The sequence below is a fragment of the Amycolatopsis acididurans genome, assembly GCF_012328925.1.
Lineage (GTDB): Bacteria > Actinomycetota > Actinomycetes > Mycobacteriales > Pseudonocardiaceae > Amycolatopsis_E > Amycolatopsis_E acididurans.
Map to the genome: position 1 here is coordinate 617,868 of NZ_JAAXLS010000002.1, position 25,589 is coordinate 643,456.

Annotated in this window: 22 protein-coding genes; 5 read left to right on the forward strand and 17 right to left on the reverse strand. The window is 70.8% G+C overall.

What is annotated here, in order from left to right:
- Positions 1-5 precede the first annotated feature (5 nt).
- Complete coding sequence (locus tag HFP15_RS06370; RefSeq protein WP_168512358.1) at positions 6-1,805, forward strand: CocE/NonD family hydrolase; 1,800 nt, start codon at positions 6-8, stop codon at positions 1,803-1,805.
- 89 nt (positions 1,806-1,894) lie between these two features.
- The gene (locus tag HFP15_RS06375) at positions 1,895-3,277 is read left to right on the forward strand and encodes a sialidase family protein (protein ID WP_168512360.1); all 1,383 of its coding nucleotides are present in this window, start codon (positions 1,895-1,897) and stop codon (positions 3,275-3,277) included.
- Positions 3,278-3,315: 38 nt separating this feature from the next.
- On the opposite strand, the gene HFP15_RS06380 is transcribed toward HFP15_RS06375, so the two are convergent.
- From HFP15_RS06380 to HFP15_RS06395, 4 genes are read right to left on the reverse strand one after another with little or no spacing between them, the layout of a single operon-like run.
- Positions 3,316-4,227, reverse strand: coding sequence for a LysR family transcriptional regulator (locus HFP15_RS06380; protein WP_168512362.1), 912 nt, complete (start codon positions 4,225-4,227; stop codon positions 3,316-3,318).
- Positions 4,228-4,237: 10 nt separating this feature from the next.
- Positions 4,238-5,350: an NAD(P)/FAD-dependent oxidoreductase gene (locus HFP15_RS06385; protein ID WP_168512364.1), complete on the reverse strand. Its 1,113-nt coding sequence runs from the start codon at positions 5,348-5,350 to the stop codon at positions 4,238-4,240.
- Positions 5,347-5,535: a ferredoxin gene (locus HFP15_RS06390; protein WP_168512366.1), complete on the reverse strand. Its 189-nt coding sequence runs from the start codon at positions 5,533-5,535 to the stop codon at positions 5,347-5,349. The genes HFP15_RS06385 and HFP15_RS06390 overlap by 4 nt, the downstream gene beginning before the upstream one ends.
- Entirely contained in the window at positions 5,532-6,713 is a 1,182-nt protein-coding gene (locus HFP15_RS06395; protein WP_168512368.1) for a cytochrome P450, read from the reverse strand. The genes HFP15_RS06390 and HFP15_RS06395 overlap by 4 nt, the downstream gene beginning before the upstream one ends.
- 136 nt (positions 6,714-6,849) lie before the next feature.
- Here HFP15_RS06395 and HFP15_RS06400 point away from each other — a divergent pair, with 136 nt between their 5' ends.
- The gene (locus HFP15_RS06400; RefSeq protein WP_168512370.1) at positions 6,850-7,605 is read left to right on the forward strand and encodes an LLM class flavin-dependent oxidoreductase; all 756 of its coding nucleotides are present in this window, start codon (positions 6,850-6,852) and stop codon (positions 7,603-7,605) included.
- Positions 7,606-7,622: 17 nt separating this feature from the next.
- Here HFP15_RS06400 and HFP15_RS06405 read toward each other — a convergent pair whose 3' ends face one another.
- The 10 genes from HFP15_RS06405 to HFP15_RS06450 all read right to left on the reverse strand — a co-directional run bounded on the left by HFP15_RS06405 (position 7,623) and on the right by HFP15_RS06450 (position 17,167).
- On the reverse strand, positions 7,623-7,931 hold the full coding sequence (locus tag HFP15_RS06405) for an EthD family reductase (RefSeq protein WP_168512372.1): 309 nt from the start codon (positions 7,929-7,931) through the stop codon (positions 7,623-7,625).
- A gap of 69 nt (positions 7,932-8,000) precedes the next feature.
- Positions 8,001-8,993 carry an LLM class flavin-dependent oxidoreductase gene (locus tag HFP15_RS06410; protein WP_168512374.1) on the reverse strand — a complete coding sequence of 331 codons (993 nt, stop codon included), beginning with the start codon at positions 8,991-8,993 and terminating at the stop codon, positions 8,001-8,003.
- 52 nt (positions 8,994-9,045) lie between these two features.
- Positions 9,046-10,572: an AMP-binding protein gene (locus HFP15_RS06415; protein WP_210716746.1), complete on the reverse strand. Its 1,527-nt coding sequence runs from the start codon at positions 10,570-10,572 to the stop codon at positions 9,046-9,048.
- Positions 10,573-10,596: 24 nt separating this feature from the next.
- Positions 10,597-12,267, reverse strand: a complete 1,671-nt coding sequence (locus tag HFP15_RS06420) for a sensor histidine kinase (RefSeq protein ID WP_168512378.1) — start codon at positions 12,265-12,267, stop codon at positions 10,597-10,599.
- Complete coding sequence (locus tag HFP15_RS06425; protein ID WP_168512380.1) at positions 12,267-13,004, reverse strand: response regulator transcription factor; 738 nt, start codon at positions 13,002-13,004, stop codon at positions 12,267-12,269. Before HFP15_RS06425 ends, HFP15_RS06420 begins: the two co-directional genes overlap by 1 nt.
- Before the next feature lie 102 nt (positions 13,005-13,106).
- A complete protein-coding gene (locus HFP15_RS42585) occupies positions 13,107-13,433 on the reverse strand; it encodes a winged helix-turn-helix domain-containing protein (RefSeq protein ID WP_168512382.1) in 327 nt (108 codons plus the stop codon).
- Complete coding sequence (locus tag HFP15_RS42590) at positions 13,433-13,915, reverse strand: hypothetical protein (protein WP_246271393.1); 483 nt, start codon at positions 13,913-13,915, stop codon at positions 13,433-13,435. The genes HFP15_RS42585 and HFP15_RS42590 overlap by 1 nt, the downstream gene beginning before the upstream one ends.
- 90 nt (positions 13,916-14,005) lie before the next feature.
- Positions 14,006-15,094 (reverse strand): LLM class flavin-dependent oxidoreductase, encoded by a 1,089-nt coding sequence (locus tag HFP15_RS06440; RefSeq protein ID WP_168512386.1) that lies wholly within the window; start codon positions 15,092-15,094, stop codon positions 14,006-14,008.
- Between the two features lie 36 nt (positions 15,095-15,130).
- Complete coding sequence (locus HFP15_RS06445; RefSeq protein WP_168512388.1) at positions 15,131-16,012, reverse strand: hydroxyquinol 1,2-dioxygenase; 882 nt, start codon at positions 16,010-16,012, stop codon at positions 15,131-15,133.
- Between the two features lie 3 nt (positions 16,013-16,015).
- A complete protein-coding gene (locus tag HFP15_RS06450; protein ID WP_246271394.1) occupies positions 16,016-17,167 on the reverse strand; it encodes an FAD-dependent monooxygenase in 1,152 nt (383 codons plus the stop codon).
- A gap of 83 nt (positions 17,168-17,250) precedes the next feature.
- On the opposite strand from HFP15_RS06450, the gene HFP15_RS06455 reads away from it, so the two are divergent.
- Positions 17,251-18,045 (forward strand): IclR family transcriptional regulator, encoded by a 795-nt coding sequence (locus HFP15_RS06455; RefSeq protein ID WP_168512390.1) that lies wholly within the window; start codon positions 17,251-17,253, stop codon positions 18,043-18,045.
- Between the two features lie 63 nt (positions 18,046-18,108).
- Here the strand turns inward: HFP15_RS06455 and HFP15_RS06460 are convergent, their stop codons facing one another.
- The gene (locus HFP15_RS06460) at positions 18,109-20,334 is read right to left on the reverse strand and encodes a transglycosylase domain-containing protein (RefSeq protein WP_168512392.1); all 2,226 of its coding nucleotides are present in this window, start codon (positions 20,332-20,334) and stop codon (positions 18,109-18,111) included.
- Between the two features lie 111 nt (positions 20,335-20,445).
- Positions 20,446-21,387 carry a cytochrome c oxidase assembly protein gene (locus tag HFP15_RS06465; protein WP_168512394.1) on the reverse strand — a complete coding sequence of 314 codons (942 nt, stop codon included), beginning with the start codon at positions 21,385-21,387 and terminating at the stop codon, positions 20,446-20,448.
- Positions 21,388-21,454: 67 nt separating this feature from the next.
- Between HFP15_RS06465 and HFP15_RS06470 the strand changes: the two genes are divergently transcribed.
- Positions 21,455-23,686 carry a heavy metal translocating P-type ATPase gene (locus tag HFP15_RS06470; protein ID WP_168512396.1) on the forward strand — a complete coding sequence of 744 codons (2,232 nt, stop codon included), beginning with the start codon at positions 21,455-21,457 and terminating at the stop codon, positions 23,684-23,686.
- A 5-nt stretch (positions 23,687-23,691) separates the two neighbouring features.
- Here the strand turns inward: HFP15_RS06470 and HFP15_RS06475 are convergent, their stop codons facing one another.
- Positions 23,692-25,479, reverse strand: a complete 1,788-nt coding sequence (locus HFP15_RS06475) for a chloride channel protein (protein WP_312871486.1) — start codon at positions 25,477-25,479, stop codon at positions 23,692-23,694.
- Positions 25,480-25,589 lie beyond the last annotated feature (110 nt).

The window sequence follows — 25,589 nt, forward strand, 5'->3', positions numbered from 1 at the left end:
GTGCGATGCGCTCCCTCAAGCTGCTCACGGTGATTCTCCTGCTCCTGGGGGCCGCGCCCGCCACGGCCACCGCGGCCGCCGGTCAGGCCTACTCGGTCACGACCCTGCATTTCAGCGTCCTCGTCGGGCCGGGCGGCGTGGAAAGCTGCGACATCGTCGGCGATCTGTACCTGCCGGCCGACGCCGGGCCGGGGCACCGGGTCCCCGCGATCCTGACCACCAACGGCTTCGGCGGCTCCAAGGACGATCAGGCCGGGCTCGGACGGTATTTCGCCGGCCGCGACTACGCGGTGCTCTCCTACTCCGGCCTGGGTTTCGGCGGCTCCGGTTGCAAGATCACTTTGGACGATCCGGACTGGGACGGGCAGGCGGCCCGCCAGCTCGTCAGCTTCCTCGGCGGCGCACCCGGGATCGCCTACTCCGACGCCGCGCACACCCAGCCGGTACCCGCGCTCGATGCCGTCGAGCGGGACGCGCGCGACCACAACGGAAATGCCGAAGCCTACGATCCCCGGGTCGGCATGATCGGCGGCTCCTACGGCGGCGAGGTCCAGTTCGCCGCCGCGTCCCTCGACCCCAGGATCGACACCCTCATCCCGCTCATCACCTGGAACGACCTGTCGTACTCGCTGACCCCGAACAACACCGATCTGCGGGCAGGCGTCACCTCGGACACCCCCGGGGTCACGAAGCTGACCTGGCCGTTGCTGTTCTTCACCGACGGCGCCCTGCTCGACAGCGCCACCGGCTTCCAGTACGACCCGTCTCGCGTCATCGGCTGCCCCAACTTCGCCACCGACGTCTGCCCGGATCTCGCTTCGGCCGGCACGCTCGGCTATCCCACGACGGACACGCTCGCGCTGCTGCGGCACGCTTCGGTGAGCACCTATACCGATCGCGTTCGCGTGCCCGTCCTGCTGATGCAGGGTGAGAACGACACGCTGTTCAACCTCAACGAGGCCATCGCCACCTACCAGGCGCTCGGCGCGCAGGGCACCCCGGTGAAGATGATCTGGCAGTCGTGGGGACATTCCGGGCTCACGCCCGCCCCTGGCGAGCTCGACCTGTCCAATCCGGATCCGCAGGCACAGTACGAGACGGCCCGGGTCACGGCCTGGTTCGACCACTACCTGGCCGGCGGGCCCGCCGACACCTCCCCCGGCTTCGCCTACTTCCGCGACTGGGTGCCCTACACCGGCAACGCGGCACCGGCCTACGGCACCGCGCCCGCCTACCCGGCCGGCAAGGGCGTCCCGTTCTACCTGTCGGGAAGCGCGCTGGTGCCGGGCACCGGGCAGATCGTGCCGGGCTCGCAGAGCTTCGTCACGCCACCGGCCGGGTTCCCCACGAGTTCCTCGGGGATCGACGCGTTCTCCGCGAACATGCCGCCCGACGCGAACCTCCCCGGCACCTACGCGGCCTGGACCAGCGCACCGCTGACCGCGCCGGTCGACGTCGCCGGGCAGCCGACGCTGGACGTCCGGGCGGACGCGCCGTCGGCGGCCCTGAGCAGCCAGACCGGGCCCGGCGGGCAGCTGGTGTTGTTCGCCAAGCTCTACGACGTGGCGCCGGACGGCACCGAGAGCCTCGTGCACAACCTGATCGCGCCGGCCCGGATCGCCGACCCCACCGGTCTCGTGCACGTCGCGCTCCCGGCGATCGCACACCAGTTCGCGGCGGGGCACGCCGTCCGCGTGATGCTGGCCAGCGGGGACCTCAACTACCGCGCCGGGCTGGCCGCCACCCCGGTCACCGTCACCACCGGCAGCAGCGACCAGGTGCTCACCTTGCCCACTGTGGAGTGATGCGTTACCAACCCGCCAACCACTCGTTCAGGTGGTAGATCGGTTACCTCGCGTTGCCGCATGGCCCGCGTGTGCACAAAGGAGTGACGATGGTCCGATTCCGTCCGCGCGGCCTCAGCGGCCGATGGCCGGCAACCCTCACGGCCGCGGCACTGGCCGCGGCCACCATCACAGCCGCGACGCCCATGGCGGGTGCGGCCGGCAGCTGGTTCTCGTCCGGCCAACCGCAGGTCCAGACCGTCGGGCAGGCCGGATGCGGCCAGAATCAGGCCGGCGAGCCGTCCATTCACGTCTCGCCGACCGGGCTCGTCGGAATCAGCTCGGAGAACGGCCTGCTCGGCGGAAGCCAGTACTGGCGCGGCCCCTCGTCCGCGGGCCCCTGCGGCCTGACCTACGCGGGGCAACCGAACGCGACCAACGGCTTCGGCCTGTCCGGCGGGGACACCGACAGCGCCTTCGCGCCGGACGTGTCGAGCGCGGGCACGCACCGCATCTACGTGGCGAGCCTGAACCTGGGCTCGGTCAACGTCGCGGTGTCCACCGACGACGGTGCGACGTTCAGCCAGACTCCCGTGCAGGCGGGGCTGCCGCTGGACGACCGGGAGTGGATCGCCGCCTACGGGGCCGACACCTCGCTGCTGACCTATCACGACATCCTCACCAACAACATCGATGTCCTGCGCTCGGACAACGGCGGTGCGCTCTACGTCCACTCCTCCCGCGTCATCCCGGACACCGACTACAAGGCCGCGAACAACGAGCTGGGCAACCTGGTCATCGACCATCGCAACCCGTCTCCGGTCGCCGGCCAGTTCTTCGCCTACCAGAGCTTCGTCGCGCCGAGCAGTGCCGCCGGGACCACGAACGACGAGGCCTTCGTCGGGGTCTCCGACGACGGCGGGCAGTCCTGGACCACCAAGCCGGTGCCGTGCACCACGTCGTTCGGGAAGACCGGCCTCGACCACAACTTCCCCAACATCTCGGTCGCACCGGACGGCACGCTCTACTACGCGGTCTCCAACGACACGTCCGTCTACGTCGCCCGCTCGGCCGACCACGGTGACCACTGGACCTGCTCGGGACCGGTGAGCACGACCAAGAACGCGGTGTTCCCGTGGCTCGTCGCCACCAGCAACGGCGTCGACCTCGTCTACTACGGCACGCCGGACACCGTCGCGCCGGGGGCGGCAGACACCCGCACCTGGTATGTCTACTTCGCACAGAGCGCCACCGGCGGTCTGGGTGGCTTCTCGACGCAGCAAGTCGTGCCGGTGCACCAGGGGGCCATCTGCGAAGGCGGCGTCACGTGCTCGGGCGGGCGGCAGCTCTTCGACGACTTCGGCGTCGACACCGATCCGAACGGCAACGCCCACATCGCGTACACAATGGACAGTCCGTCGCTCGGCGGTTCCGGCAGTGCAACGGGTTACGCCGTGCAGACCGGTGGCACGCCCGCCGGTTATCCCAACTGAATCCGGTGGGGCGGCCGGTCCGGCCGCCCCACCCCCGGTCACGCCTTGGCCGCGTCGAACAGCAGCTGGCGCAGCCACGCGATGAAGTGCTGGTCGCCAAGATGCGGGTTCCAGACCATGTCGATGCCGAGCCCCGGCAGGGGGAACGGGAATTCCTCGATGCGCAGCTCCAGTAGTGACCGCATCTGCGCCGCCACCTGGTAGCGCAGCAGCCCGACCCCGCCCGCACGGCCCACCAGGTACGGGACGAGCAGGAAATCGGAGATCAGCCGGCCGACGCGATACGTGACCCCACGCTCGTCGAGCACCGAGTACGGGAAAACCCGCCGTTCGGTGTCGACCACGACGTGGGGCTGGGTGGTCAGCAGGTCCAGCGCGGTCGCCGCCGGGGACGTGTCCACCGAGGCGACCACGACGATCCGGTCGTCGTAGAGCCGTTCCCTCGGCTGCGGCGAGGAGAATCCTTCCGAGACGAGCACGACGTCGACGCCGTGCTCGGTGAAGGTCGACTCGGTAGGCACCGTGATCGTGCGGATGCGCAGGGTCGCCCGCGGCGCGCGTTCGGCCACGAGACGGCCCAGGCGCGCGCCGATCACGAACGCGGTGCTGGTCGTCATCGCCACCGTGATGACGCGCCGGTCCGTTGCCGGGTCGAAGGCGGGGAAGTTGACCAGGTCCGCGGTCCGCTGCAGCACCGCGCGCAACGGCGCGATCAGCTCCAGCCCGCGCGGGGTCAGTGTCGCGGTGCTGCCCTGCCGGACGATCAGGTCGTCGCCGAACAGCCGCCGCATGCGCCCGAGTGCGTGACTCATCGCGGACTGGGACAGGCCGACTCGCTCGGCGGCCCTGGTCACCGAGCGTTCCTCCAGCACCGCGAGCAGCGGCACCAGCAGATTGAGGTTGACCGATGCGAGCCGGTCCAGCCCGGAGCCCGCCGCCTCATCGCTCACCCGGGAAACCCTACGCGGCCCCCGCGCGTAGCCGGCGCAGCCGGGGAACCGGGATCCGGTAGTTCACCGCGGCGGCCACACCGGCACCGTCCTCATGCGACCAGCGCAGCAGCCCGGGCCCATCCGGTTCCCCGTCCACGCAGGCGGGCATGCCCGCGACCGGCAGGTGGCCGACCGCCTTGAGCGTCAGCCCGAACTGCTCGGTCCAGAAGTACGGCTCGAACTCCAGCGGGGCCGCTTCCTCACCGCGCAGCAGCGCGACCGCGGCGACCTTCGCCTGCTCGATCGCGCTGTGCCACAACGGGATGCGGCGCCTGCCGTAGCGCGTGGGAACGGCCGCGAGATCACCGACGGCCGCGATCTCGGGCCGCAGCAGGCCCCGTGAATCGACGCGCAACGGCCCGCTCGCCCCGAGCCACCCCGTGTTCGGCACGTCGCCGACCGCGGTCACCACCAGCTCCGTGTCGAGGACGGCGCCGTCGTCGAGGCGGACATGACCGGCGCCGTCAAGGCGCGCGGCCCCGGTCTCGACAATGGTCAGCCCCCGCTCGAGCGCCGCCTTCACGATGACGGCGGCCAGGTGCGGTCCGAGTTGCGTGCGCAGCGGAGGTCCCTGGGACACGAGCGTGACCGGGCAGCCTCTGGCCAGCGCGGCCGAGGCGATCTCCATGCCGAGCGGACCGCCGCCGACCACGACGACCGACGGCCGCGCGGCGAGCCGGCCGCGCAGGGCCAGTGCGTCATCGAGCCCCCGCAGCGTGACCTCGCCGGGATGATCGGACAGCCGCCGCGCGCGGGATCCGGTGGCCAGGACGAGCCGGTCGTAGGGCAGGGCCGAACCGTCGTCGAGGACCACGATTCGGCCGTCCATGTCGAGCCCGCGCGCCCGGACGCCGAGGAGCTCGTGCGCGCCGTGCGTGGCCGGCGGCAGTGTGTGTGAGGACAGGTCGTCGCCGTCGAGCAGCAGCGCCTTCGACAGCGCGGGACGGCTGTAGGCCGGGCGTGGCTCGTCCCCGACGATGGTCAGCTCCCCGTCGAATCCGGTGTCGCGCAGCGTGTCGGCCGCGGTGAGTCCCCCGACGCCGTTGCCGACGATGACGATCCGGTCGATCCGCGCGCTCATGTGAGCCGCAGGGCCGCGACCGGGCAGACCCGGACGGCCACCCTGGCCTGGGCGATGTCGCCGTCGGCGAGGTCCTCGCGGTCGATGACCAGCTCACCGTCGTCACCGAGGTGCATCAGCCCGGGCGCGGCCTCCTCGCACAGCCCGTGCCCCTCGCAGCGCGGGCGGTCCAGGATGATCTTCATGCGGGCACGACCTCCAGGACGGGCAGCGCGTCGATGCCGCGCGTGATGTTGCTGGGAACGCGGACCTCCTGGCCGATGACCAGGCGCTCGACGCGGCGGGCCAGTGCGCCGATGACGGCGTGCGCTTCGAGCCGGGCGAGTCCCTGGCCGGCGCAGCCGTGCGGCCCGTACCCGAACGAGAGGTGATCCACGGGATTGCGTTCGACCAGGAACTCGTCCGGATCGGCGAAGTGCCGCGGATCCCGGTTGCCCGCGCCGAAGAGGATCGCGACCTGCGCGCCCGCGGGAACCCGCACGCCGTCGATCTCGACGTCCCGGGTGACGCGGCGGCCCCAGGCGTGCACCGGGGCCCAGAAGCGGAGCACCTCGTTGAACGCCGCCGGCACCAGCGACGGCTCCCGCCGGACCAGCGCGAGTTGCCCGGGATGGCCCGCGAACAGCGCGACGATGTTGCCGATCGCGGCGATCGTGGTGTCGACGCCGGCACCGAGGTACTGGTGAATGATGGGTCCGGCCGAGCCGACCGGGATCGCGCCGCGTGCCTCGGCTTCGAAGATGCCCCGGCCGACGGAACCGGGCGCCAGGTCCCCGGCGGTGACCGTCGAGCACCACTCGTACAGCTCCCCCGCGATCGGGAAGCTCTCCATGGTGCGCTGGTTCATCGGGCCGATCACCTGCATCGCCGCCTGGCCCCAGCGCAGCATGCTGTCCCGCACGCGGCCGGTGAATCCGATGAGGTCGGCGACCACCTCGAGCGGGAACGCGCGGGCCAGCGCGTCGATCGCCTCGAACGAGCCCTGCTCGGCCAGCCGCGCCACGAGCGCGTCGCCTTTGGCCTCGATGGTTTTCTTGAGCTCACGCAGCGCACGCGGCGAGAGGTTCTCGGTCAGCGTGGCGCGCAGGCGGGTGTGCTCCGGCGGGTCCGTGGCCAGGGAGGTGCCGGTCAGCGCGTCGTTGACGGCGCGGTTGAAGCCGATGGCCCCGGCGGAGGAAAAGGTCTCCCAGTCGCGCAGCGCGTCGCGGATGACGTCGTATCGCGTAAGCGCGTACACGTCGTTGGCGGGGAGATGGACGACGGCGCCGAGATCGCGCAACGCCGTGTAGGTGGGATGCGGGTCGACGAGCACCGCGTCGTCGAACAAGTCGATGTCGGAGACGGGAAAAGCTGAAGCGGTCATCGGTTCACCTCGGGTCGGTCTTCGATGAACCCATTGGAAGCGACCACGACCGCATTGAGCAAACACATGTTCGACATGTACTGGTATGCATTCGGTGCATGCCGGGCGGGTGCCTCTTCTGTGCTAGGAAGAGTGCATGCGCTTGGGTGCGACGCTCGCCTATCTGTCTCCGGCGCCGCCGTTCTCCATCGCGACACGAGCGAAACGGCTGGCCGACGCGGGTTTCGAGAGCCTGTGGATCCCGCAGGTGATCGGGCGTGGCTTCCTGGTCCCCGATCCGTTCGTGACACTGGCGGTCGCCGCCACCGCGACCGAGGATGTGGAGCTGGGGACCGCGACCGTGCAGGTCCCGCTTCACCATCCCGCCGACCTCGCACACCGGATCCTGTCGCTGTCGGCGGTGTGCGGCGACCGCCTGACGCTCGGCGTCAGCCCCGGGTCGACCGATGCGGACTACGCCGCTTTCGAGCGGGACTACGCCGCGCGGTTCCGGACCTTCGACCGGAATCTGGCGCGGCTGCGCGTGTTACTCGCCCAGGGGCGGGACGAACACGCCGACCTCGCCCCCGCCGCGTTCACGAACCGCCGGTTGCCCCTGCTTCTCGGTTCGTGGGGCGCGAAGGTCGAGCGGGCCGCACGGGAGTTCGACGGCTGGCTGGCCTCGGCGGTCCGCCGCACGAGTGAGGAGATCATCGACGCCCACGAGCGGTACCGGGCCGCCGGTGGCCGGCGGGCGATCGTGTGCGCCATCCGGGTGTCCACGGAGGACGATCTCGGACCCGTCGGCGAGCAACTCCACCGCTACGCCGAAGCCGGCTTCGACGACGCGGTCGTGCTCATCGAGCCAGGAGGGCCGGCACCCGAGCGGGTACGGGCCCTCCTGCCTCGCTAGTGCGAAAATCGCGTGGTTCAGACCTCTTTCCGGACCTCCTGGAACTCCAGGTCCACCCCGGCCTGAGCGAAGTTCTGCAGGTCGGCCACCGCCTCCTTGCCCGCCGGTGAGTCGAGCGCGGCCAATGCCGCCTCCTTGGTGTCCCAGTCGAGCACGGCGACGAGGGCGTGCGCCGGCTTCGAGCCGTCGGGGGTTTCGCACACTCCCCAGCTGAAGGAGCGCACGTTGGGCAGCTTCGCCCCGAGCTTGGCGTGCACGTCGCGGTAGTGCGCCACGAGCGCGGCGGGGTCGTCGGAGTGGGCGTAGCTGGCGGTGAGGCGATACATCGCTGGACCTCCGTAGGTGAATGTGATGCGGATTGTCATTGAGCGCGAACGAAAACCGCGGTGCCCGAGTCAGGCCGCCTCGACCTTGGGCATGATCTCCTCTTTCAACCGCTTGAGATCGTCGAGGGTCTTGGACACCGGCACGCCCTGGAACGGCGGCCAGAGCATCGGCATCGTCAGCCCGGCCTCCTTGTACCGCTTGAGCGTGTCGGTGATCTGCTGGGCGGTGCCCACCAGCAGGTTGGTGGCCTTCCCGGCGGGCGTCTGGTCCGATTCCTCGTCGGCGATCGTGAACCAGATCATGCTGGAGATCTCGAGGTCGTCGACCGAGCGCGAGCTGCCGAGTTCCTCGAGTTCCCGCTGGATCGCGTTGCGCCAGTTGGTGAGCTCTTCCGGGGTGTCCTGGATCCCGATCCAGCCGGCCAGCCCGTACTTGGAAACGCGTTTGGCCGAGCGCGCCGGGTCCTTGAGGCCGCTGAAGAAGATCGGCGGGTGCGGCTGCTGCACGGGCTTGGACGCGAACCCGCACAGGTCGAAGTCGGCGAACTCCCCGTGATACTCGAAAAGATCGTTGGTCCAGACCCCTTGCATGACCTCGATCGTCTCGCGGACGTGCTTGTGCCGCTTGGGGAAGATGTGCGCGGCACTCGCGGCCGCGAATTCCTCCGGCATCCAGCCCGAGCCCACACCGACGTTGAGCCTGCCGTGCGAGAGCTGGTCGATGGTGGCGAGTTCGGTGGCGAGCACACCGGGCGCGCGGAACGGCGTGTCGATGATGCTCATGCCGATGCGCACCTTGGAGGTCTTCGCGGCGAGCCAGGGCAGCAACGGGAAACCCTGGAGCCATTCGCCGCGGGAGGACACCGGCAGCGCCTTGGGAAACTCGGTCATCATGCCGAACGAGTGCTGGAGTTCCTCTCGATCGGATGCCTCCGGCACGACGATCCGGTCGAGTGTCCAGACGGAGTCGAAATCGAGTTCCTCGGCGAGATTGGTCAGGTCTTCCAGCTCCTGGACGGTCACCTTGTCGCGGAAGTTGGGCAGGTAGAGAGCGAGCTTCATGAGAGAGGGCCTCCTCATCGTGTGGGTATGGTCTGCGCACCGTCGATACCGGTTATGGGTGCTGTCCCTCCCTCCGGCGGATCAGGTGTTTCTGGATCTTCCCGACCGATGTGCGGGGCAGGTCGTCGACGAAGATCACCCGGTCGGGCACCCGGAACTTCGCCATCCGCTCGCGGCAGTGGGCCAGCAGCTCCTCTTCCTCGAGCGAGGCACCTCGGTGGCGGACCACGTAGACGTGGATGGCCTCGTCACGCATCTCGTCGGGCACCCCGACCGCCGCGGACTCGAACACCGCCGGGTGCTCGTCGACGACGCGCTCGACCTCACCGCTCGCCACGTTCTCGCCGGCCCGCTTGATCATGTCCTTGCGGCGGTCGACGAACGCGAGGTAGCCGTCGGCACCGAGTGTCACCGTGTCGCCGGTGTGCAGCCATCCGTCGCGCAGCGTCGTCGCGGTGGCCTCCGGATCGTGCAGATACCGCGTCATGATCGTCCGGCCGGGCTCGCCGTGGACGAGCAGCTCCCCCGGCTCACCGAACGGCACGTCCTCGTCGTCAGGACCGGCCACCCGCACCGTGATGCCCGGCAGCGGCCGCCCGATGCTGCGCCCGCGCCGGTCCTCGTAGAGCGGGTTGATCGTCGGCGGCACGACGGTTTCGGTCATGCCGTAGAGCTGCACGAGCGGCACGGCGAACCGGCGTTCGAACGTGGCCAGCGCCTGGTCGGTGACGTTCTGGGCGAACATCACCACGCGCAGCGCGTGGGCGGTGTCGTTGTCGTCGGGATCGGCGGCGAGGATCATCCGGATCGGCGCGGCGAACAGGCTGGCCACGGTGGCGCCGAGCGTGGCGGCCTGCGTGGACCAGCGCGATGCGGAGAACCTGGGGGCCAGCGCGATCGACGCACCGGTCACCAGCGCGGACATCGTGGAGTAGTACTGGGCGTTGCCGTGGAAGAGCGGCAGCACGATCAGCTGGCGGTCGTCCGGGCGCACCCGCAGGTGCCCGGCGACGGCGTCCCCGCAGAACAGGTAAGCCGCGTGGCTGACCTCCACCCCCTTGGGCCTGCTGGTGGTGCCGGAGGTGTAGAGCACCCCGAGTGTGCTGGCCGGGTCCGTCGCGGCGGGCTGGTCCAGTGCGTCCTCGGCCAGCCATGGGGCATCGACGTCGAGCACCTTCGCGGCACCCGTGCCGTGCGCGGTGCCGACCAGGTCGGACTGGGTGACCACGACCTCGCAACCCGCGTGCCGCACCAGGTACCCCAACTCGTCCACAGTGGACAGCGGGTTGACCGGCACGATGGTCGCGCCGAGGAACGCGGCGCCGAACCACAGGTCGTAGAACTCGGGGCGGTTGGTCAGGTTCACGCAGAACCGCTCTCCCGCGCGCACGCCGTGGCGGGCGAGCGTGGCGGCGGTCCGCGCCGCGCGCTCCGCCTGCTCGCGGTAGGTGGTGTGCTCCACGCGTCCCGGCGCACGTTCGAAGACGAGGAACGGTGCGTCCGGGGTACGCGCGGCGTGTCCCAGCAGCACGGTCGCGAGCGTGTCCGTGCCGCGTCGAGTCAGTTTCCCGTCACCCACGGTCGCCATCGTGGGTGATTGGGATCACATCGGGCGCAACGTTTTCTCAATGGACGCACAACGCGCGGGCAGCGATACCGTCACCGTCGTGCCCTCCTCCGGTGCGCTGACCACGTCAAGAGTGCCGTCCATGGCCTCGGTCAGCCCGCGCGCCAGCGGCAGCCCGAGCCCCACGCCCTGGTCACGGTCCGCGCCGAGCCGGTCGAACGGGACGAACAACCGTTCCAGGTGCTCGGGCGCGAGGCCGGCGCCGGTGTCGCGCACCGCCACCACGACGTGGTCGCCCGCGCGTGCGGCCTCGACGTCGACGGCTCCCCCGGCACGGTTGTACCGGATCGCGTTGCCCACGAGATTGAGCAGCACCTGCGTGACCCGGCGCGGATCGCCGAACACCGTCCCCGCGCGGCCCGACCGGCGCACGGTCACCCGCTCGGCCTCGGCGAGCGGTTCGAGCAGGGCGACGACCTCGGCGACCACGGCGTCGACGTCGACGTCGGCGGGATGCAGGGACAGGGCGCCGGCCTCGATGCGGGACACGTCGAGCACGTCGTCGACGAGCGAGAGGATGTGCCGGCACGCGGAGTCGATGTGCTCCAGCGCGGCGCGGCGCCGCTGCCGGGACAGGTCGAGTTCACCGAGGAGCTCGGTGAATCCGGTGATCGCCTGCAGGGGCGTACGCAGCTCGTGGCCGAGCGCGGCGATGAAATCGGTCTTGGCCTTGCTCGCCACCTCGGCGGCGCTGCGCGCGGTCTCGGCCTCGTGGCGGCGCCGCCGCTCGGCCTCCGCCGCCCGGCGCTGGGTGACGTCGAGGACGGTCACCGACAGCCGGACCGTGGCGCCGTGCGTGTCGCGCACCGGGGACACCGTGACGAGCAGGTCGAGTTCGCGTCCGCCGCTGCCGCGCGCGGTCGCCTCGTACTCGGCGGGAAACGCGCGGCCCTCGAGCGGGCGGGCCGGCACGAGCACCGTGTCGAGCCGGGCGCCGATGAGCTCGAACTCCGAGCAGCCGAGCAGCTCGCACAGCGCGTGGTTGACGCGTGCGACCGTGCCGCCGACGTCGGTGAGCGCCATGCCCACGACGTTGTCCTCGAAGGCGCGCCGGAACCGCTCCTCACTCTCGGCGAGCGCGCCGAAGAGGCCGTCGTGGTCGATCGCGACGGACGCGACATGGGTGAGCTGGTCGACCAGCCGTTCCTCCCGAAGGGACGGCCGGTGCGGTGTGTCGTGATAGACGGCGAAGGTGCCGAGCACGCCCGCGCGGCCCCGGATCGGCGTCGACCAGCAGGCCCGCAACCCGGCGCGTCCCGCGGCACCGCGGAAGGCGACCCAGCGCGGGTCGGAGGCGATGTCCTCGGCGACGATGGGCACGCCGAGGTAGGCGGCCGAGCCGCAGGAGCCCGCTTCCCGGCCGATCAGCAGGCCGTCGATCTCCGCCGAGTAGTCCGCGGGCAGCGACGGGGCCGCGGCGTGCCGCAGCGTCGCGGTGGCGGCGTCGAGCAGCAGGATCGAGCAGCGCGAGCGCGGCACCAGGTCCTCGAACGCGGTCACCACCTCGGTGAGCACCTCCGCCAGCGGGGCGCCGGCCGCGATCCGTTCGAGCACGGCGGTCTGACGGCGCAGCAGGGCGACGGTGTCGTCGTGCGCGAGGCCGCCCGGCGCGTCGTCGAGGATCTGGGGGAATCCGATGGCCTCCATCAGCGCTCCAGCGCGTAGCCGACGCCGCGCACGGTCCGGATGAACCGTCGCTCGCCGGGGCTTTCGAGCTTGTGCCGCAGGCGCCGGACGTGCTCGGTGACGGTCGCCTCGCCCTGCCATTCCGGATTCGCCGACCACACGTGGTCCAGAAGCTGCGCGCGGGTGAAGACCTGCCGTGGGTGGCGCACGAGGAAGGCCAGCAGGTCGAACTCCTTCGCGGTGAGATCGACGGGCCTGCCGCGCACGGCCACCTCGCGCGCGGCGAAGTCGATGGCGAGGCCACGTTGGTCGGCCACCGTCACGGCCGGTGCGCCGCCCGCTCTGCGCAGCACCGAGCGGACCCGCGCCGCGAGCTCGCCCGGCGAGAACGGCTTGACGAGGTAATCGTCGGCGCCGAGATCGAGGCCGACGATCCGGTCGGTCTCCCCGCTGCGCCCGGACAGCACGATCACCGGAAGTGCCGCCGTGCCTTCGGCCCGCTCGGACTCCCTGACCCGGCGCAGCACGTCGAGTCCGCCGATTCCGGGCAGCGACAGGTCGAGGACGACAAGGTCGGGCCGGTCACGCCTGATGCGCTCCAGCGCACGTTGCCCGTCGGGTGCCTCCAGGACCGCGAAGCCGTCGGCCTCCAGTTGCCAGCTCACCAAGGTGCGGACCCGGGCGTCGTCGTCGACGACGAGCACGCGACGGCCCCGGAGGTCCGCGACGCCCCGGCCTGGCTGCCCGACGCTGGTCATCCGACGTTCCCTCCGGCCGAGTCCGGCGCTGCACCGGCCACCGTTCATCGTGCACGATGCCATCGCCGCGCCACAACCGCTGGTCCTGGCGCCCTGGTGAGATCAGCGGACACGTCCTTCGCGGGGCTGCCGGGCGCCGTCGGACCGGGCCTTCTCGGCGATGGCCTGCAGGGCCGAGATGTGCCGGGCCAGATTCTCCCGGCCGGTGCCGGTCAGGTTGAGCCAGGTGCGTGGCCGCTTGCCGACGTAGCCTTTCCGGACTTCCACGTAGTCGTTCTTGGACAGTGTGGTGACCTGTTTGGACAGTGCGGAGTCGGAAAGGTTCACCGAGTCACGCACGAATCCGAATTCGGCCCATTCGGCGGCGGCGAGCAGGGAGACGATGGCGAGCCTGGTCGGGTCCAGCAGCAACTGGTCGAGCTCGGCCACTACGCGGTCCTGTCCTGCCGGCGCAGGAGCCACAGCCTGAACCTGGGGCCGAGGAAGACGAAATAGAGCCCGGCCAGCGCACCGTAGTAGATGCCGGCGTGCGACAGGTGCAGCAGCCCGACGAGCAGCAGCACGACGATCGCGATGGCGAACACCGGCGCGATACGCAGCAGCCGCCATTTCAGGGAGAGCGAGAGGCTGCGGCTGGACACCGCGACCCGCTGGCCGAACAAAGCGCCCCCCACCCGGGTGCGCAGCCCGAGGGCCAGCAGCAGGCACACCACCACCACCGGCCAGCCCAGCCAGGGTTGCGCCGCCGGGAACAGGTCGTTGGCCGTGCTGTAGAGGAAGATGACCAGCCCGCCCGCGATCCACATCCACCGGGACCCCACGGCGGACTTGATCACCTGCTCCTTGCCCTCGTGGACCGCGCGCAGTGCCGCTTTCGCCTCTTCCGGTGTTGGCTCGTGCACGGTGGTCACCATGGTTCCTGCCCGATACGGAAAGTATTTGCCTAAGAGGAAAGTATCAGGTCTCTTTCTACTCAGGCAAGTACTTTCCTCACGGCAGTGTCAGGCCTGGTGCGCGTCCGGAAGTCGCCGGGCCTTCAGCACCGGGATCACTTCGCCGGCGAAGAGCCTCGCTTCCTCGCGCGTGAACGTCTCGACGAGCAGCCGCCGCGCTCCGGTGGCCTCGACCGTCCGGGCAAGTGTGTCCACGATCTGGCCGGGCGTGCCCGAGATCGCGATGGCGGGCTGGTTCTTCCGAGCGGCCGCACTGTCCACGGTGAACTCGCCGTCGGTGGCCGGGACGGGCCGCCTGCCCCCGGCGGCGTACAGCGAGCGGAACCGCCCGAACGCCCGCGCCAGATGCGTGAGATTGCGCTCGGCCTCGTCCTCGGTTTCGCCGATCGCGACGAACCGTTCGAGCAGCATGTTGGCTCCCGACCGGGAATGCCCGTGCTCCGCGGCGACCTTCACGTAGTGCTCCAGCGCGTCGCGGTGCTCGGTGTCCGAGCCGAAGTTGCGCATCACGTTCCAGCCGTGCGCCGCGGCGAGCCCCATCGTCTCCCGGCTCGCGCCGCCCAGCCACACCGGCAGCGGGTCCTGCAGCGGACGGGTCGCGATCGTCGTGGGACGCGTGACGGGAAAGAACTTCCCGTCGAAGGTGAAGTCCCGCTCGGTCAGTGCGAGACGCACGACCGCGAGCCCTTCGAGCCAGGCCTGTTTGAGCTCGCCGTCGGTCAGGTCGCGGCCGGACGCGATCTGCGCCTCGCCCGGCACGCCGCGTCCCAGCCCCAGTTCGAACCGGCCGTCGCTGAGCAGGTCCAGCATCCCGGCTTCCTCCGCGACCCGGAGCGGGCTGTGCAGCGGCAGCACGGTCACCGCGGTGCCCAGCCGGATCCGGCTGGTCTGCACCGCCGCGGCGGCCAGCAGCAGGTGCGGTGACGGGCAGGTCATCAGCGGCGCGTGGTGCTCGGTGACGGTGATGCCGTCGAACCCCAGTTCCTCGGCCAGCACCGCGAACTCGACGAAATCCTGGATCTGCCGCTGTTGCCAGCGTGGGTCGTCCACGTCGGGGTCGGCGTCGCCGGAATGCAGGCCCGCCCCGTAGGTGTGCACGAACTTCAGCGTGCCGGTGTCGTCGCTGAGCGCGCCCATGAAAGCCCAACCTCCGAGTCGAGAAATGTGGTGGATCTACGGCCGGTCGTGCGCGGCGAGGACGATGTCGAACCGCGCCGAAGCCCACGTGGCGTCGCCGAGGTCGCGCCCCTCCGGAGTGGGAGAACCGGGCGGCTGCACGGCGAAGTCCCTGATCAGCGACTGTCGCACACCGAAAACGGCGTCGGAGTGCAGGTATTCGTCGCCGCGCACGAAAATGTGCGTGGTCAGCGTCCGCTTCCCCGGCGCGCTCGCCTTGAAGTGCAGGTGCGCGGCGCGCATATGCGGCCTGCCTGCCTGCTCGAGCAGCGCGCCGACCGGGCCGTCGTGCGGGATCGGATACGGCACCGGTGTCAGTGCCCAGAACCGGTAGCCGCCCTCGTCGTCGGTGAACAGGTGCCCGCGCGCGGCGACGCGATCGTCGCGGTACTGCACGTCGTAGAAGCCGTCCTCGTCGCACTCCCACACTTCGAGGCGGGCGCCGGGAACGGGCTTTCCGTCGGTGCCGGTGACGGTGCCCTCGACCCAGCACGGCTGCCCGGCCGCGCCCGCGGAGATGTCGCCGCCGAGCGGGATTTCGGGCGAACCCTCGGTGAAGAAGGGGCCCAGCACCGTCGCTTCGGTCGCGTTCTGCCCGGCTTCGTTGTTCATGGCCACCGTCTGCATCGACGCGCCCAGTACATCCGAGAGCAGCACGAACTCCTGCCGTTTGTCGTCGGTGATGTGCCCGGCTTCGGTGAGGAAATCGATGGCGCGGGCCCATTCCTGCTCGGTCAGCCGCACCTCGCGCAGGAACGCGTGCAGATGCCGGGTCAGGGCCTGCATGACGAACTTCAGACGCGGGTTTGCGGTGTCTTCGAAGGAAGCCAGGACCTCCTCGGTCAGCGCCTGCTCGCGGGCCCGCTGGCTGTCGCCCATCGTTCAGTCCTCCTCGTCGGGGTCGTAGTCGTAGATCCAGCCGTTGGCCACCAACGGATCGCTGTCGCCGAAAGCCGCGTCGCGGGCCCGCTGTTCCGGCCCGTCCGGCAGGTGGTTGAGGTGCGAGCGCCCGTGGCTGACCCGCTGGATCCGGGTGGTCCGCGGGATGCGCAGTGCCTCGTAGCGCGCCAGCGCCCTGGCCGGATCGGTCGTGTCGGCGGCTAGGCACCGCGCCAGCACGGCGGCGTCCTCGATGGCCTGCGCCGCGCCTTGCGCGAAGAACGGGAACATCGGATGGGCGGCGTCGCCGAGCAAGGTCACCGGCCCGTGGCTCCACCGTTTCAGCGGCGCGCGGTCGAGCAGCGCCCAGCGGCCGGGTGTGCCGCCGGCGCGAATGAGGTCGCGCAGTCGCGGATCCCATCCCTCGAACTCGGCGAGGAACTGCTCGACGGTCGCGGTCGCCGTCCACGATTCGACCGAGTAGTCCCCGGCGGGCGCGAAGGCCACGAGATTGACCAGTTTTCCCGCGGAGATCGGATAGTGCACGAGGTGGTGGTCCGGCCCGATCCACAGCGTCTGCGCGTCGCGGAGGGCGAACGGCGGCGCCGCGTCCACCGGGACCAGTGCGCGGAACGCGCACAGCCCCGAGTACACGGGCGCCGGTGAGCCGGTGAGTGCGTGGCGCACGACCGAGTGCATGCCGTCGGCGCCGATCACGACGTCGGCCTCGGTCACCTGACCGTCGTCGAAGCGCAGCCGCTGCCCGGACACCGCCACGCACCGCGCGCCGAGCCGGACGGTGCCCTCGGGCACGGCCGCCGCGATGGCCTCGAGCAGGTCCGCCCGGTGAACCGTGTAGGTCTGCTCGCCGTAAAGCCCTTCGCACGCCTGGAGATTCTCGGCCGACAGCACCGTGCCGTCCTGCCAGCGCCGGAACTCCCAGCCGACGTCCAGCCGCACCGCGCGCCGCACCAGTTCCTCCAGCACCCCGAGCCGCCGCAGCAACCGCGCCGCGTTCGGCGCGACCACGAGACCTGCGCCGACTTCCCTCAGCTCGGGCGCCTGTTCGTACACCGTGCTCGGCAGGCCGGCGCGCCGAAGGAACGCGGCGGCGGCGAGGCCACCGATTCCGCCGCCCACGATGGCGATCTCCATCCTCCGCATGCTGCCCGACCGCGGAGGCGGGCGGACGAGGATGGCCATTGAATGACCATCGGCGTTGCGGCACGCTGGTTCGCATGCCCCGGACGAGCCAGCCCGGCCGGACGGTCAGCGCGCGCCTGCTGGACGTGCTGTTCGCGTTCGAACCCGGGCGCAGCGCGCTCAGCCTGGCCGACCTGGTGCGCAGAACGGGCCTGCCGCACGCCACCGTCCGGCGTCTGGCCGGCGAGCTGACCGCGGCGGGCGCCCTCGAGCGACGGCCCGACGGCCGGTTCACCGTCGGGCTGCGGCTGTGGCAGCTCGGCACGCTGGCCCCGCTGACCGAACCGCTGCGCAACCTCGCACAACCGTTCCTGGAGGACCTGTACACGGCGCTGCATCAGCACGTTCAGCTCGCGGTGCTGGAAGGGCACGAGGCGGTGATCATCGAGCGGCTCTCCGCGCCGGACGCGCCCGAACTCGTCTCCCGGGTCGGCGGCAGGCTTCCGCTGCATTGCTCCGGGGTGGGCAAGGTGCTGCTCAGCCACGCCGGCCCGCGGCTGATCGAGACCGTGCTGTCCGGCGAGTTGCGGCGGTACACGCCGAACAGCGTCGTTTCGCCGGCGGCGCTGCGCGAGCAGATCGCCGGCTGCCGCCGCACCGGGGCCGCCACCGTACGCGGCGAGCTGACCGCGGACGCCGAATCGGTCGCCACCCGCATCGTCAACGGCGAAGGCCGCGTCGTCGCGGCGCTGTCGGTGGTCGTGCGCGCGAAGTCGGTGAAACCACAGGCCGTTCTCCCGTCCGTGATCGCCAGCGGCCTGGGCATCTCCCGGCTCCTGGGCTGGCGCCCGGGCGTGAAGATCCGCGGCACCGATCCGGATCACCACTGACGGGCGGGCCCCGGTTCAGGCGGGTTCGGTGCTCACGGCGTCGTGCGGCCGGTTCGCCCGCCCCTAGCCCGTGGGCGGGCCGTGCCGCGACGTGCTCGTGCCGGTCGAGGTGGGGCAGTCCAGCAGGCAGCTCGGGCTGGTGGTGGTCGTCGGGTGGTGTTTCGTGCTGGGCTCGGTCGTCGTTGTCGTCGGCGGTTCGGTCGTGGTCGGGGTGTCGGTGGACGGGGGCGGGCTGTCGCTCGTCGGCGCGGACGTCGTGGTGGGGGTGGTCAGGTCGGGCGCGCCCGGGAAGGGTTCGGCGGGTTTGCCGTCGAGGTAGCTGTCCATGTACGCCTGCCAGATGTAGCCGGGCTCCTCGCGGCCGTAGACGTCGTACCCGTGTTCCTTGCCGATGCCGTTGTGGTAGTTGCCGTAGATCGCCGACGGCTGTCGCACGTTGCCGAACCACACCGCGGTCACGATCTGCGGCGTGTAGCCCACCATCCATGCCTCCGAGTTGTGCCCGGTGTCGCCCAGCTGCGCCGTTCCCGTCTTCGCCGCGGTCGGCCGGCCACCGGAGAGCTCGTCCCCGGAGGAGGAAGCGACGTCGGTCATCGACTGGGTGACCGTGGCGGCGATCGCCGAGTTCGTCGCCGGGTCCTCGCTGAAGGCCGCCTTGGGCGCGGTGGCGAAGTGGTACAGCTCAGCGCCGTCGCGGTCGGTCACCCGCGCCACCATGTGCAGCGGGACGTACTGCCCGTTCGCCGCGAACGTGGCATATCCCTGCGCCTGATCCACTGGCCGCACCGGGTACTGGCCGATGGAGATGCCCAGCTCGGTCGTGCCCGTGCCGTCGCCGGTGTGCGGATCGTCGTTCTGCAGCGAGTCGAACGACGATCCCAGCGACGGGGTGATCCGCTTGGGAATGCCCGCGTCCCAGGCCGCCTGGCGCACGGCCGAGACCCCGACGTCGGCGCCCATCCGGTAGAACACCGTGTTCACCGAGCGCGTCATCGCGTCCTTCACGGTGATCTGCGGCGCGCCTTCGCCATCGGAGTTGTGCACCAGCTGACCGTCGATGGTCTGGTTGTCGCTGCCGTCGTAGACCGTGTTCAGGCCGATCCGGTCCGGCTGCGTCCGCACGCCGGCCGCGAGCACGTACGGTTTGAACGACGAGCCGGGCTGCTGCGGCGTGGTCGCGAGATCGTAGGAGGTCGAGCCGTCGCCACCGTAGTAGGCGAGGATCTCGCCCGTGCGCGGATCGGCGGAGACCAGGGCGCTGCCCTCGTCGGGATACTCCTCGTCCGCGGCCATGATCCTGGCCACCGCGTTCTCGGCGTCCTGCTGGGCGTCGGGCCGGATCGTGAGCTGGATCTTCGCCCCGGCCTCGGTCAGCCGTTGTTCCGGGTAGCCCTGCTGAGCCAGTTCCGCGAAGGCCTCCGACACGATGTACTGGCGATCCGCCGGCCCGGTCCCGCCGGTGCCCGCCGAATCCGCCACCGGCTGGGGGAAGGAGGCCGAGTCGTACTCGTCGGGCGTGATCCAGTGGTTGGCCAGCAGGCGCCCCATCACGTAGCTGTAGCGGCGGTGCTGGTAGCCATCGTCGTTCGCCTGTGCAGGAAGCTGCACCATGCCGGCCAGCAGAGCCGACTGTTCCGTGGTCAGAGCTCCGACGTTCTCGTTGTAGAAGGCTCTGGCGGCTGCGGTGATGCCGTACGCGCCGCGTCCGAAATAGACGGTGTTGAGGTACGCGGTGAGGATGTCCTCTTTGGAATAGGTCCGGGTCATCTTGTAGGACTCGACCATCTCGAGGAACTTCCGGCTCAGCGTGTGCGCGTCGTTGCCGGTGGCGTTCTTGACGTATTCCTGGCCGATGGTCGACCCGCCACCGGTGCCCCCGCTCGCGCGGTTCCAGATCGTGCGCAGGATCGCCTTGAGGTCGAAGCCCGAGTTCGTCATGAACGTCTCGTCCTCGGCGGCCATCTGCGCGTTCTTCATCGCCTGCGGTATCTGGTCCCATGTGGCCAGCGCGTGACTGTCCGCGCCGGACTTGGTGTACAACGTGGAACCGTCCGCGTAGTACAGCGTGACCGGCTGGTTCAGGCTCGCCGCGAGCGCGTTGGGATCCGGTACGTCGACCATGAAGTAGGCGACCACGAAGGCCACGATCGGCACGAAGACCGCCAGGCCCACGAGCACATACAGGGTGCGGCGCACCCGCCGCCAGCGCCCGCGGCGCTTCCGCGAGGCCTCGGCGTCACCGCGGGCAGGCGGCAGGTCGCGCTCCGCGGCCGATAATTGATCGTGCACACGACATGCTTACAACAACGGGCCGGCAAAGCAACTATCACGCCTGATCGTGCAGTTTTGTGGCATGCGACAAGTGTTGCTCTGTACAACGATTCCCGACGGCGCCGCTCCTCAGCTGCGGGGCTCACGCCCGCCGGGACGCCGCCCGGAGGCCAGCCGCGCCAGCATCGCGTTGTAGGCCCGCAGCGCGTCCTCGTCGTCGTCCACGTCCGCGGTGGAATCCTCGCTGCCGAGCGCGGACCGGCGGGCCGCTTCGAGCCAGGGACCGAGATCGTTGCCGTGATCGGGCGCACTCACCCAGCGGCCGATCACGATGATCGCCAGCGCGGCCATGAGGATGTCGCCGCCGACCCACATCGCCGCGCCGCCCCAGTGCAGGTCCTCGATCAGGCCGGGGCCCCAGTCGCGGGCCACGGCGGCGTAGGCGGGGAACGGTTCGTGCGGGGTCATGAGCAGGCTGACCCCGACGACGGTGTCGATCACCATCCCGAGGAACAACACCACCAGCCCCAGCACCGGCGGCAGCGGCGGCCGCACCGGTGAGTCACCCAGCACCGGGAGCAGCACGAGATAACCGGCGACGAGATAGGCCACCTCCTCGAGCCCGTGCAGCGCGGGATGCGTGAGCGCGCCCTGCAGGAACGGGGTGAGGTGGGTGCCGGCCACCACCGCCGCGTACACGCCGAGCGCGGGCAGCGGATGGGTCACGAGGCGCACCACCCGATCCAGCACCGGCCGCTCCCCCAGCGCCGCGTGCAGCAGCGCCAGCGGACGGCCGAGGACGAGCAAGGTGGGCGCGACCGCGATCAGCAGCAGGTGCTGAGCCATGTGCATGGAGAACAGGACGCCGCTGTAGGCGTTCACGCTGCTGCCCACCGCGACGACCACCACCACGAGGCCGCCGAGGAACCACGCCGTCCGGCCCAGCGGCCAGGGCCGCGCCCGGCGCGCACCCCACAGATACAGACCGGCGGCGAGCACGACGAGCACCGCGGCGGCGACCGGCATGTCCCATGCGGCGAACAGCGCGTGCCAACTGAGGGGGGTGGTCACCAGCCAATTATTGCACCGAGCAACACTTGACGGGCGTGACGCCGGAAGCGGCGGGAAGGAGCCGGGCATGACGTCGGCCGTGGAGCACGAGCCGGTCGAACTGGCGATCGGTGGCATGACCTGTGCCGCCTGTGCCGCCCGGGTGGAGCGCAAACTCAACAAGCTCGACGGCGTCCGGGCCCAGGTGAACTTCGCCACCGAGCGTGCCCGGATCGAGACCGACGCCCCGGTGCGCCTCGACGTCCTGGTCGAGCAGGTCGAGGCGGCCGGCTACACGGCGAAGCCGGTCCGGCGCGGCCGGCCGGACACCGATGACGACGAGGCTTCCCGGCACGTCCGCGAGCTGTGGCGACGGCTCGCGGTGGCGCTGCTGCTCGGCGCGCCGATGGCCGACCTGTCGTTCACGCTCGCGCTCGTGCCGTCGCTGCGCTTCACCGGCTGGCAATGGGTCGTGCTCGCGCTCACCGCGCCCGTGGTGATCTGGTGCGCGTGGCCGTTCCACCACAAGGCCTACACCGCGGCGCGCCACGGCGGCAGCTCGATGGACACCCTCGTGTCGCTGGGGATCATCGCCGCGACCTGCTGGTCGGTCTACACGATGTTCGGGCACGGCGGCGCCGACCAGCCGACCGACGGCGTCTGGGGGCTCGTTCTGCGTCCCGGAGGCTCGATCTACCTCGACGTCGCCGTCGGCGTGACGATCTTCGTGCTGGCCGGGCGTTTGTTCGAGGCGCGGGCGAAGCGGGCGGCGGGCGGAGCACTGCGTGCGCTGGCCGCGCTCGGCGCGAAGGACGTGGCCGTGGTGCGCGACGACGGCACCGAGGAACGCGTGCCGATCGAGCGGTTGCGCACCGGTGACCTGTTCATGGCCCGCCCGGGCGAGACGATCGCCACCGACGGCCAGGTCGAGGCGGGTGCCTGCGCGATCGACACCAGCTCGATGACCGGCGAGTCGATTCCGGCCGAGGCCGGCCCCGGCGACCAGGTGCTGGGCGGCACCGTCGCGCTCGGCGGGCGCCTGATCATCCGGGCGAGCCGCGTCGGCGCCGACACCCACCTCGCCCAGCTGGTGCGCCTCGTCGAGCGGGCCCAGACCGACAAGGCCGCGGTGCAACGGCTCGCCGACCGCGTGTCCGGGGTGTTCGTCCCGGTCGTGATCGCGCTCGCCCTGGCCACCTTCGGTGCCTGGCTGTTCGCATCCGGATCGCCGGAACGGGCGTTCAGCGCGGGGCTGGCGGTGCTGATCATCGCGTGTCCCTGTGCGCTCGGGCTCGCGACGCCGACCGCCCTGCTGGTGGCCTCGGGGCGGGGCGCTCAGCTGGGTGTGTTCCTCAAAAGCCAGCAGGCGCTGGAATCGGCCCGCGTGATCGACACCGTGGTGCTCGACAAGACCGGCACCCTCACCACCGGCGAAGTCGCGGTCACCGGGGTCCGCGCGAGCGCGGACACGACACCGGAGGCGGCGCTGCGCCTGGCGGGAGCGGTCGAACGCGCGTCCGAGCACGTGATCGCGAAGGCGATCGTCGCGGCCTGCGGCGCAGTCCCGGCGGTCGGTGATTTCCGCGCCCTGCCAGGCCTCGGCGCGCAGGGCACGGTCGACGGTCAGCACGTCCTCGTGGGGTCGGTGCGCCTGCTCGCGGACAACGGCATCACACTGCCCGCCGATCTCGACGAGGCCAGGGCCGAGTGGGAAGGCGCCGGGCGCACCACCGTGGCCGTGGCCCGCGAAGGCGCGGCCATCGCGCTGATCGCGGTCGGCGACACGGTCCGGCCCCGGGCGGCGGAGGCGATGCGGGACCTGGCCGAGCTGGGTCTGCGCACGGTGATGCTGACCGGCGACAACGCCGCGACCGCCCGCGCGGTCGCGGCCGAGGTCGGCATCGACGAGGTGCTCGCCGAGGTGCTGCCCGCCGACAAGGCGGCCGCCATCGAGGAACTGCGGGCGGCGGGCCGGACGGTCGCGATGGTCGGTGACGGCGTCAACGACGCGCCCGCGCTGGCGCGCTCCGACCTCGGTCTGGCGCTGGTGACCGGGACCGATGTGGCGCTGGGCGCCGCCGACGTGATCCTGGTCCGCACCGAACTTGACGTCGTGCCCCGCGCGATCCGGCTGGCCCGCGCGACGCTGCGGACGATCCGCGGCAACCTGTGGTGGGCCTTCGGCTACAACGTGGCGGCGCTGCCGATCGCCGCGGCGGGCCTGCTCAACCCGTTGATCGCGGGCGCGGCCATGGCGTTGTCGTCGTTGTTCGTCGTGTCGAACAGCTTGCGGCTGCGGCGGTTCAGCGCCTCACGATAGGCCGATCAGCCCGCGGTCACCGTGCTCGGATTCAGGGCGTCGAGCACGGCCTGATGCGTCAGCCAGCCGGTCAGCTCGCGGTCGGCCGAGAGCACCGGAAGCCCGGTGCCCGGGGCGTTCGTCAGCGCGGGCAGTGCGTCGGCCAGTGACGATTCCGGCGTGAGCAGGGGTGGCAGCTCCGCCAGGTCGGCGACCGTCTCCGTCGCCTTGTGGTCCGCCGCGAGCGTCTCGGCGACGGCCCGCGCGGTCACACAGCCCTGATATCGCCCGTCGTCCCCGACGACGGGCAGGATCCCGTGCCCGGACAGGGCCAGCGCGTGCGCGGCGTCGGCGAGATTCGTCTCCGCGGGCAACGGCTCGGGCAGCGCTTCCATCACCGCGGGTACGGTGAGCCCGGCCAGGCGACGGGCTTCCGGTGAACGCTCGATGTCCACGCCGCGGCGGCGCAGTTTGAGGGTGTAGATCGTGTCCTGTCCCAGCAAGGCCTTGCTGGTCGCGGTCGCGATCACGATGGCCGTCAGCATCGGCAGGATGATCGTGTACTGGCCGGTGAGCTCGAACAGGATGATCACCGCCGTGATGGGCGCCCGCGCGGCCCCGGCGAACGCCGCGCCCATCCCGATCAGCCCGTAGACCCCGGGCGACGCGGTCACGCTGGGCAGCCACGCGTGCACCGCGGTGCCGAACGCGGTGCCCCCCATCGCGCCGATGAACAACGACGGCGCGAACACACCGCCGGAACCACCGATCCCGATCGTCAGACTGGTCGCGACGACCTTACCCACCAGCAGCAACAGCAGGAAGCCGAAGACGTATCCGCCCTCGACGGCGTTCTGCAGCACCGGATAGCCGACCCCGTACATCTCCGGCAGCAGCAGAAGCAGGCCGCCCAGCAGCAGACCGCCCACGGCGGGCCGCAGCCACTCCGGGCCGCGCCAGATCCAGTCGCACGCGTCCTCGATCCAGTACAGGACCTTGGTGAACAGCACCCCGCACGCGCCGACGACCACGCCCAGCACGATGAACAGCAGGTATTCGACGGGGTTGCGCAGCGCGAAGGGCGGCAGGGCGAGAAACGGCGTGTTGCCGAAGACCGCGCGCCCGACCACGCTCGCGGTCACACTGGAGAGCACCACCGCCCCGAACGACTCGACGGCGAAGTTGCGCAGGATCAGTTCCATCGCGAAGAACGGCCCGGCCATAGGCGCGTTGAAGGTGGCGGCGATCCCGCCCGCCGCGCCGCAGGCCACCAGCACCCGCAGGCGCGATTCCGGCAGCCGCGTCAAGCGGCCGAGCGTGGAACCGAGCGCGGAGCCGATCTGCACGATCGGGCCCTCACGGCCGACCGACCCACCCGAGCCGATGCACATGGCCGACGCGATCGCCTTGACGACCGTCACCTGGGCCGGAATGCGGCCGCCGCGTTCGGCGACGGCGTACATCACCTCGGGCACGCCGTGTCCCCGGGCTTCGGGCGCGAAGCGGTACACCAGCGGCCCGTAGATCAGCCCGGCCAGCACCGGCGCGATGAGCAGGAACCACGGGCCGAGTTCCGGCAACCACGGGTGCGCCTGGCCACCCGCGGCCGAGTAGTCCTGGTGCCCGGAGAACAACCGCGTGAACGAGGTGATCAGCCAGCGAAACGCGACGGCCCCCGCTCCGGAACCGGCCCCGATCACGACGGCCAGCGCGATCAGGCCGGTCGAGCTCTCCCGCAACCATCGAGCGACCGGCTGGTACGCGGGAACGGGCACTCCGGCGGCACTGTTGTTCTTCGAAACACCTGCAGACACCATTGCAGTATGCAACACTTGCTCTAGGCATATTTAACCGGATCCGGTTAACGCTTGCCCTGAGCAATGATTGACCTATGCACGAAAGCGGTGCCGACGAGTCCGAACGC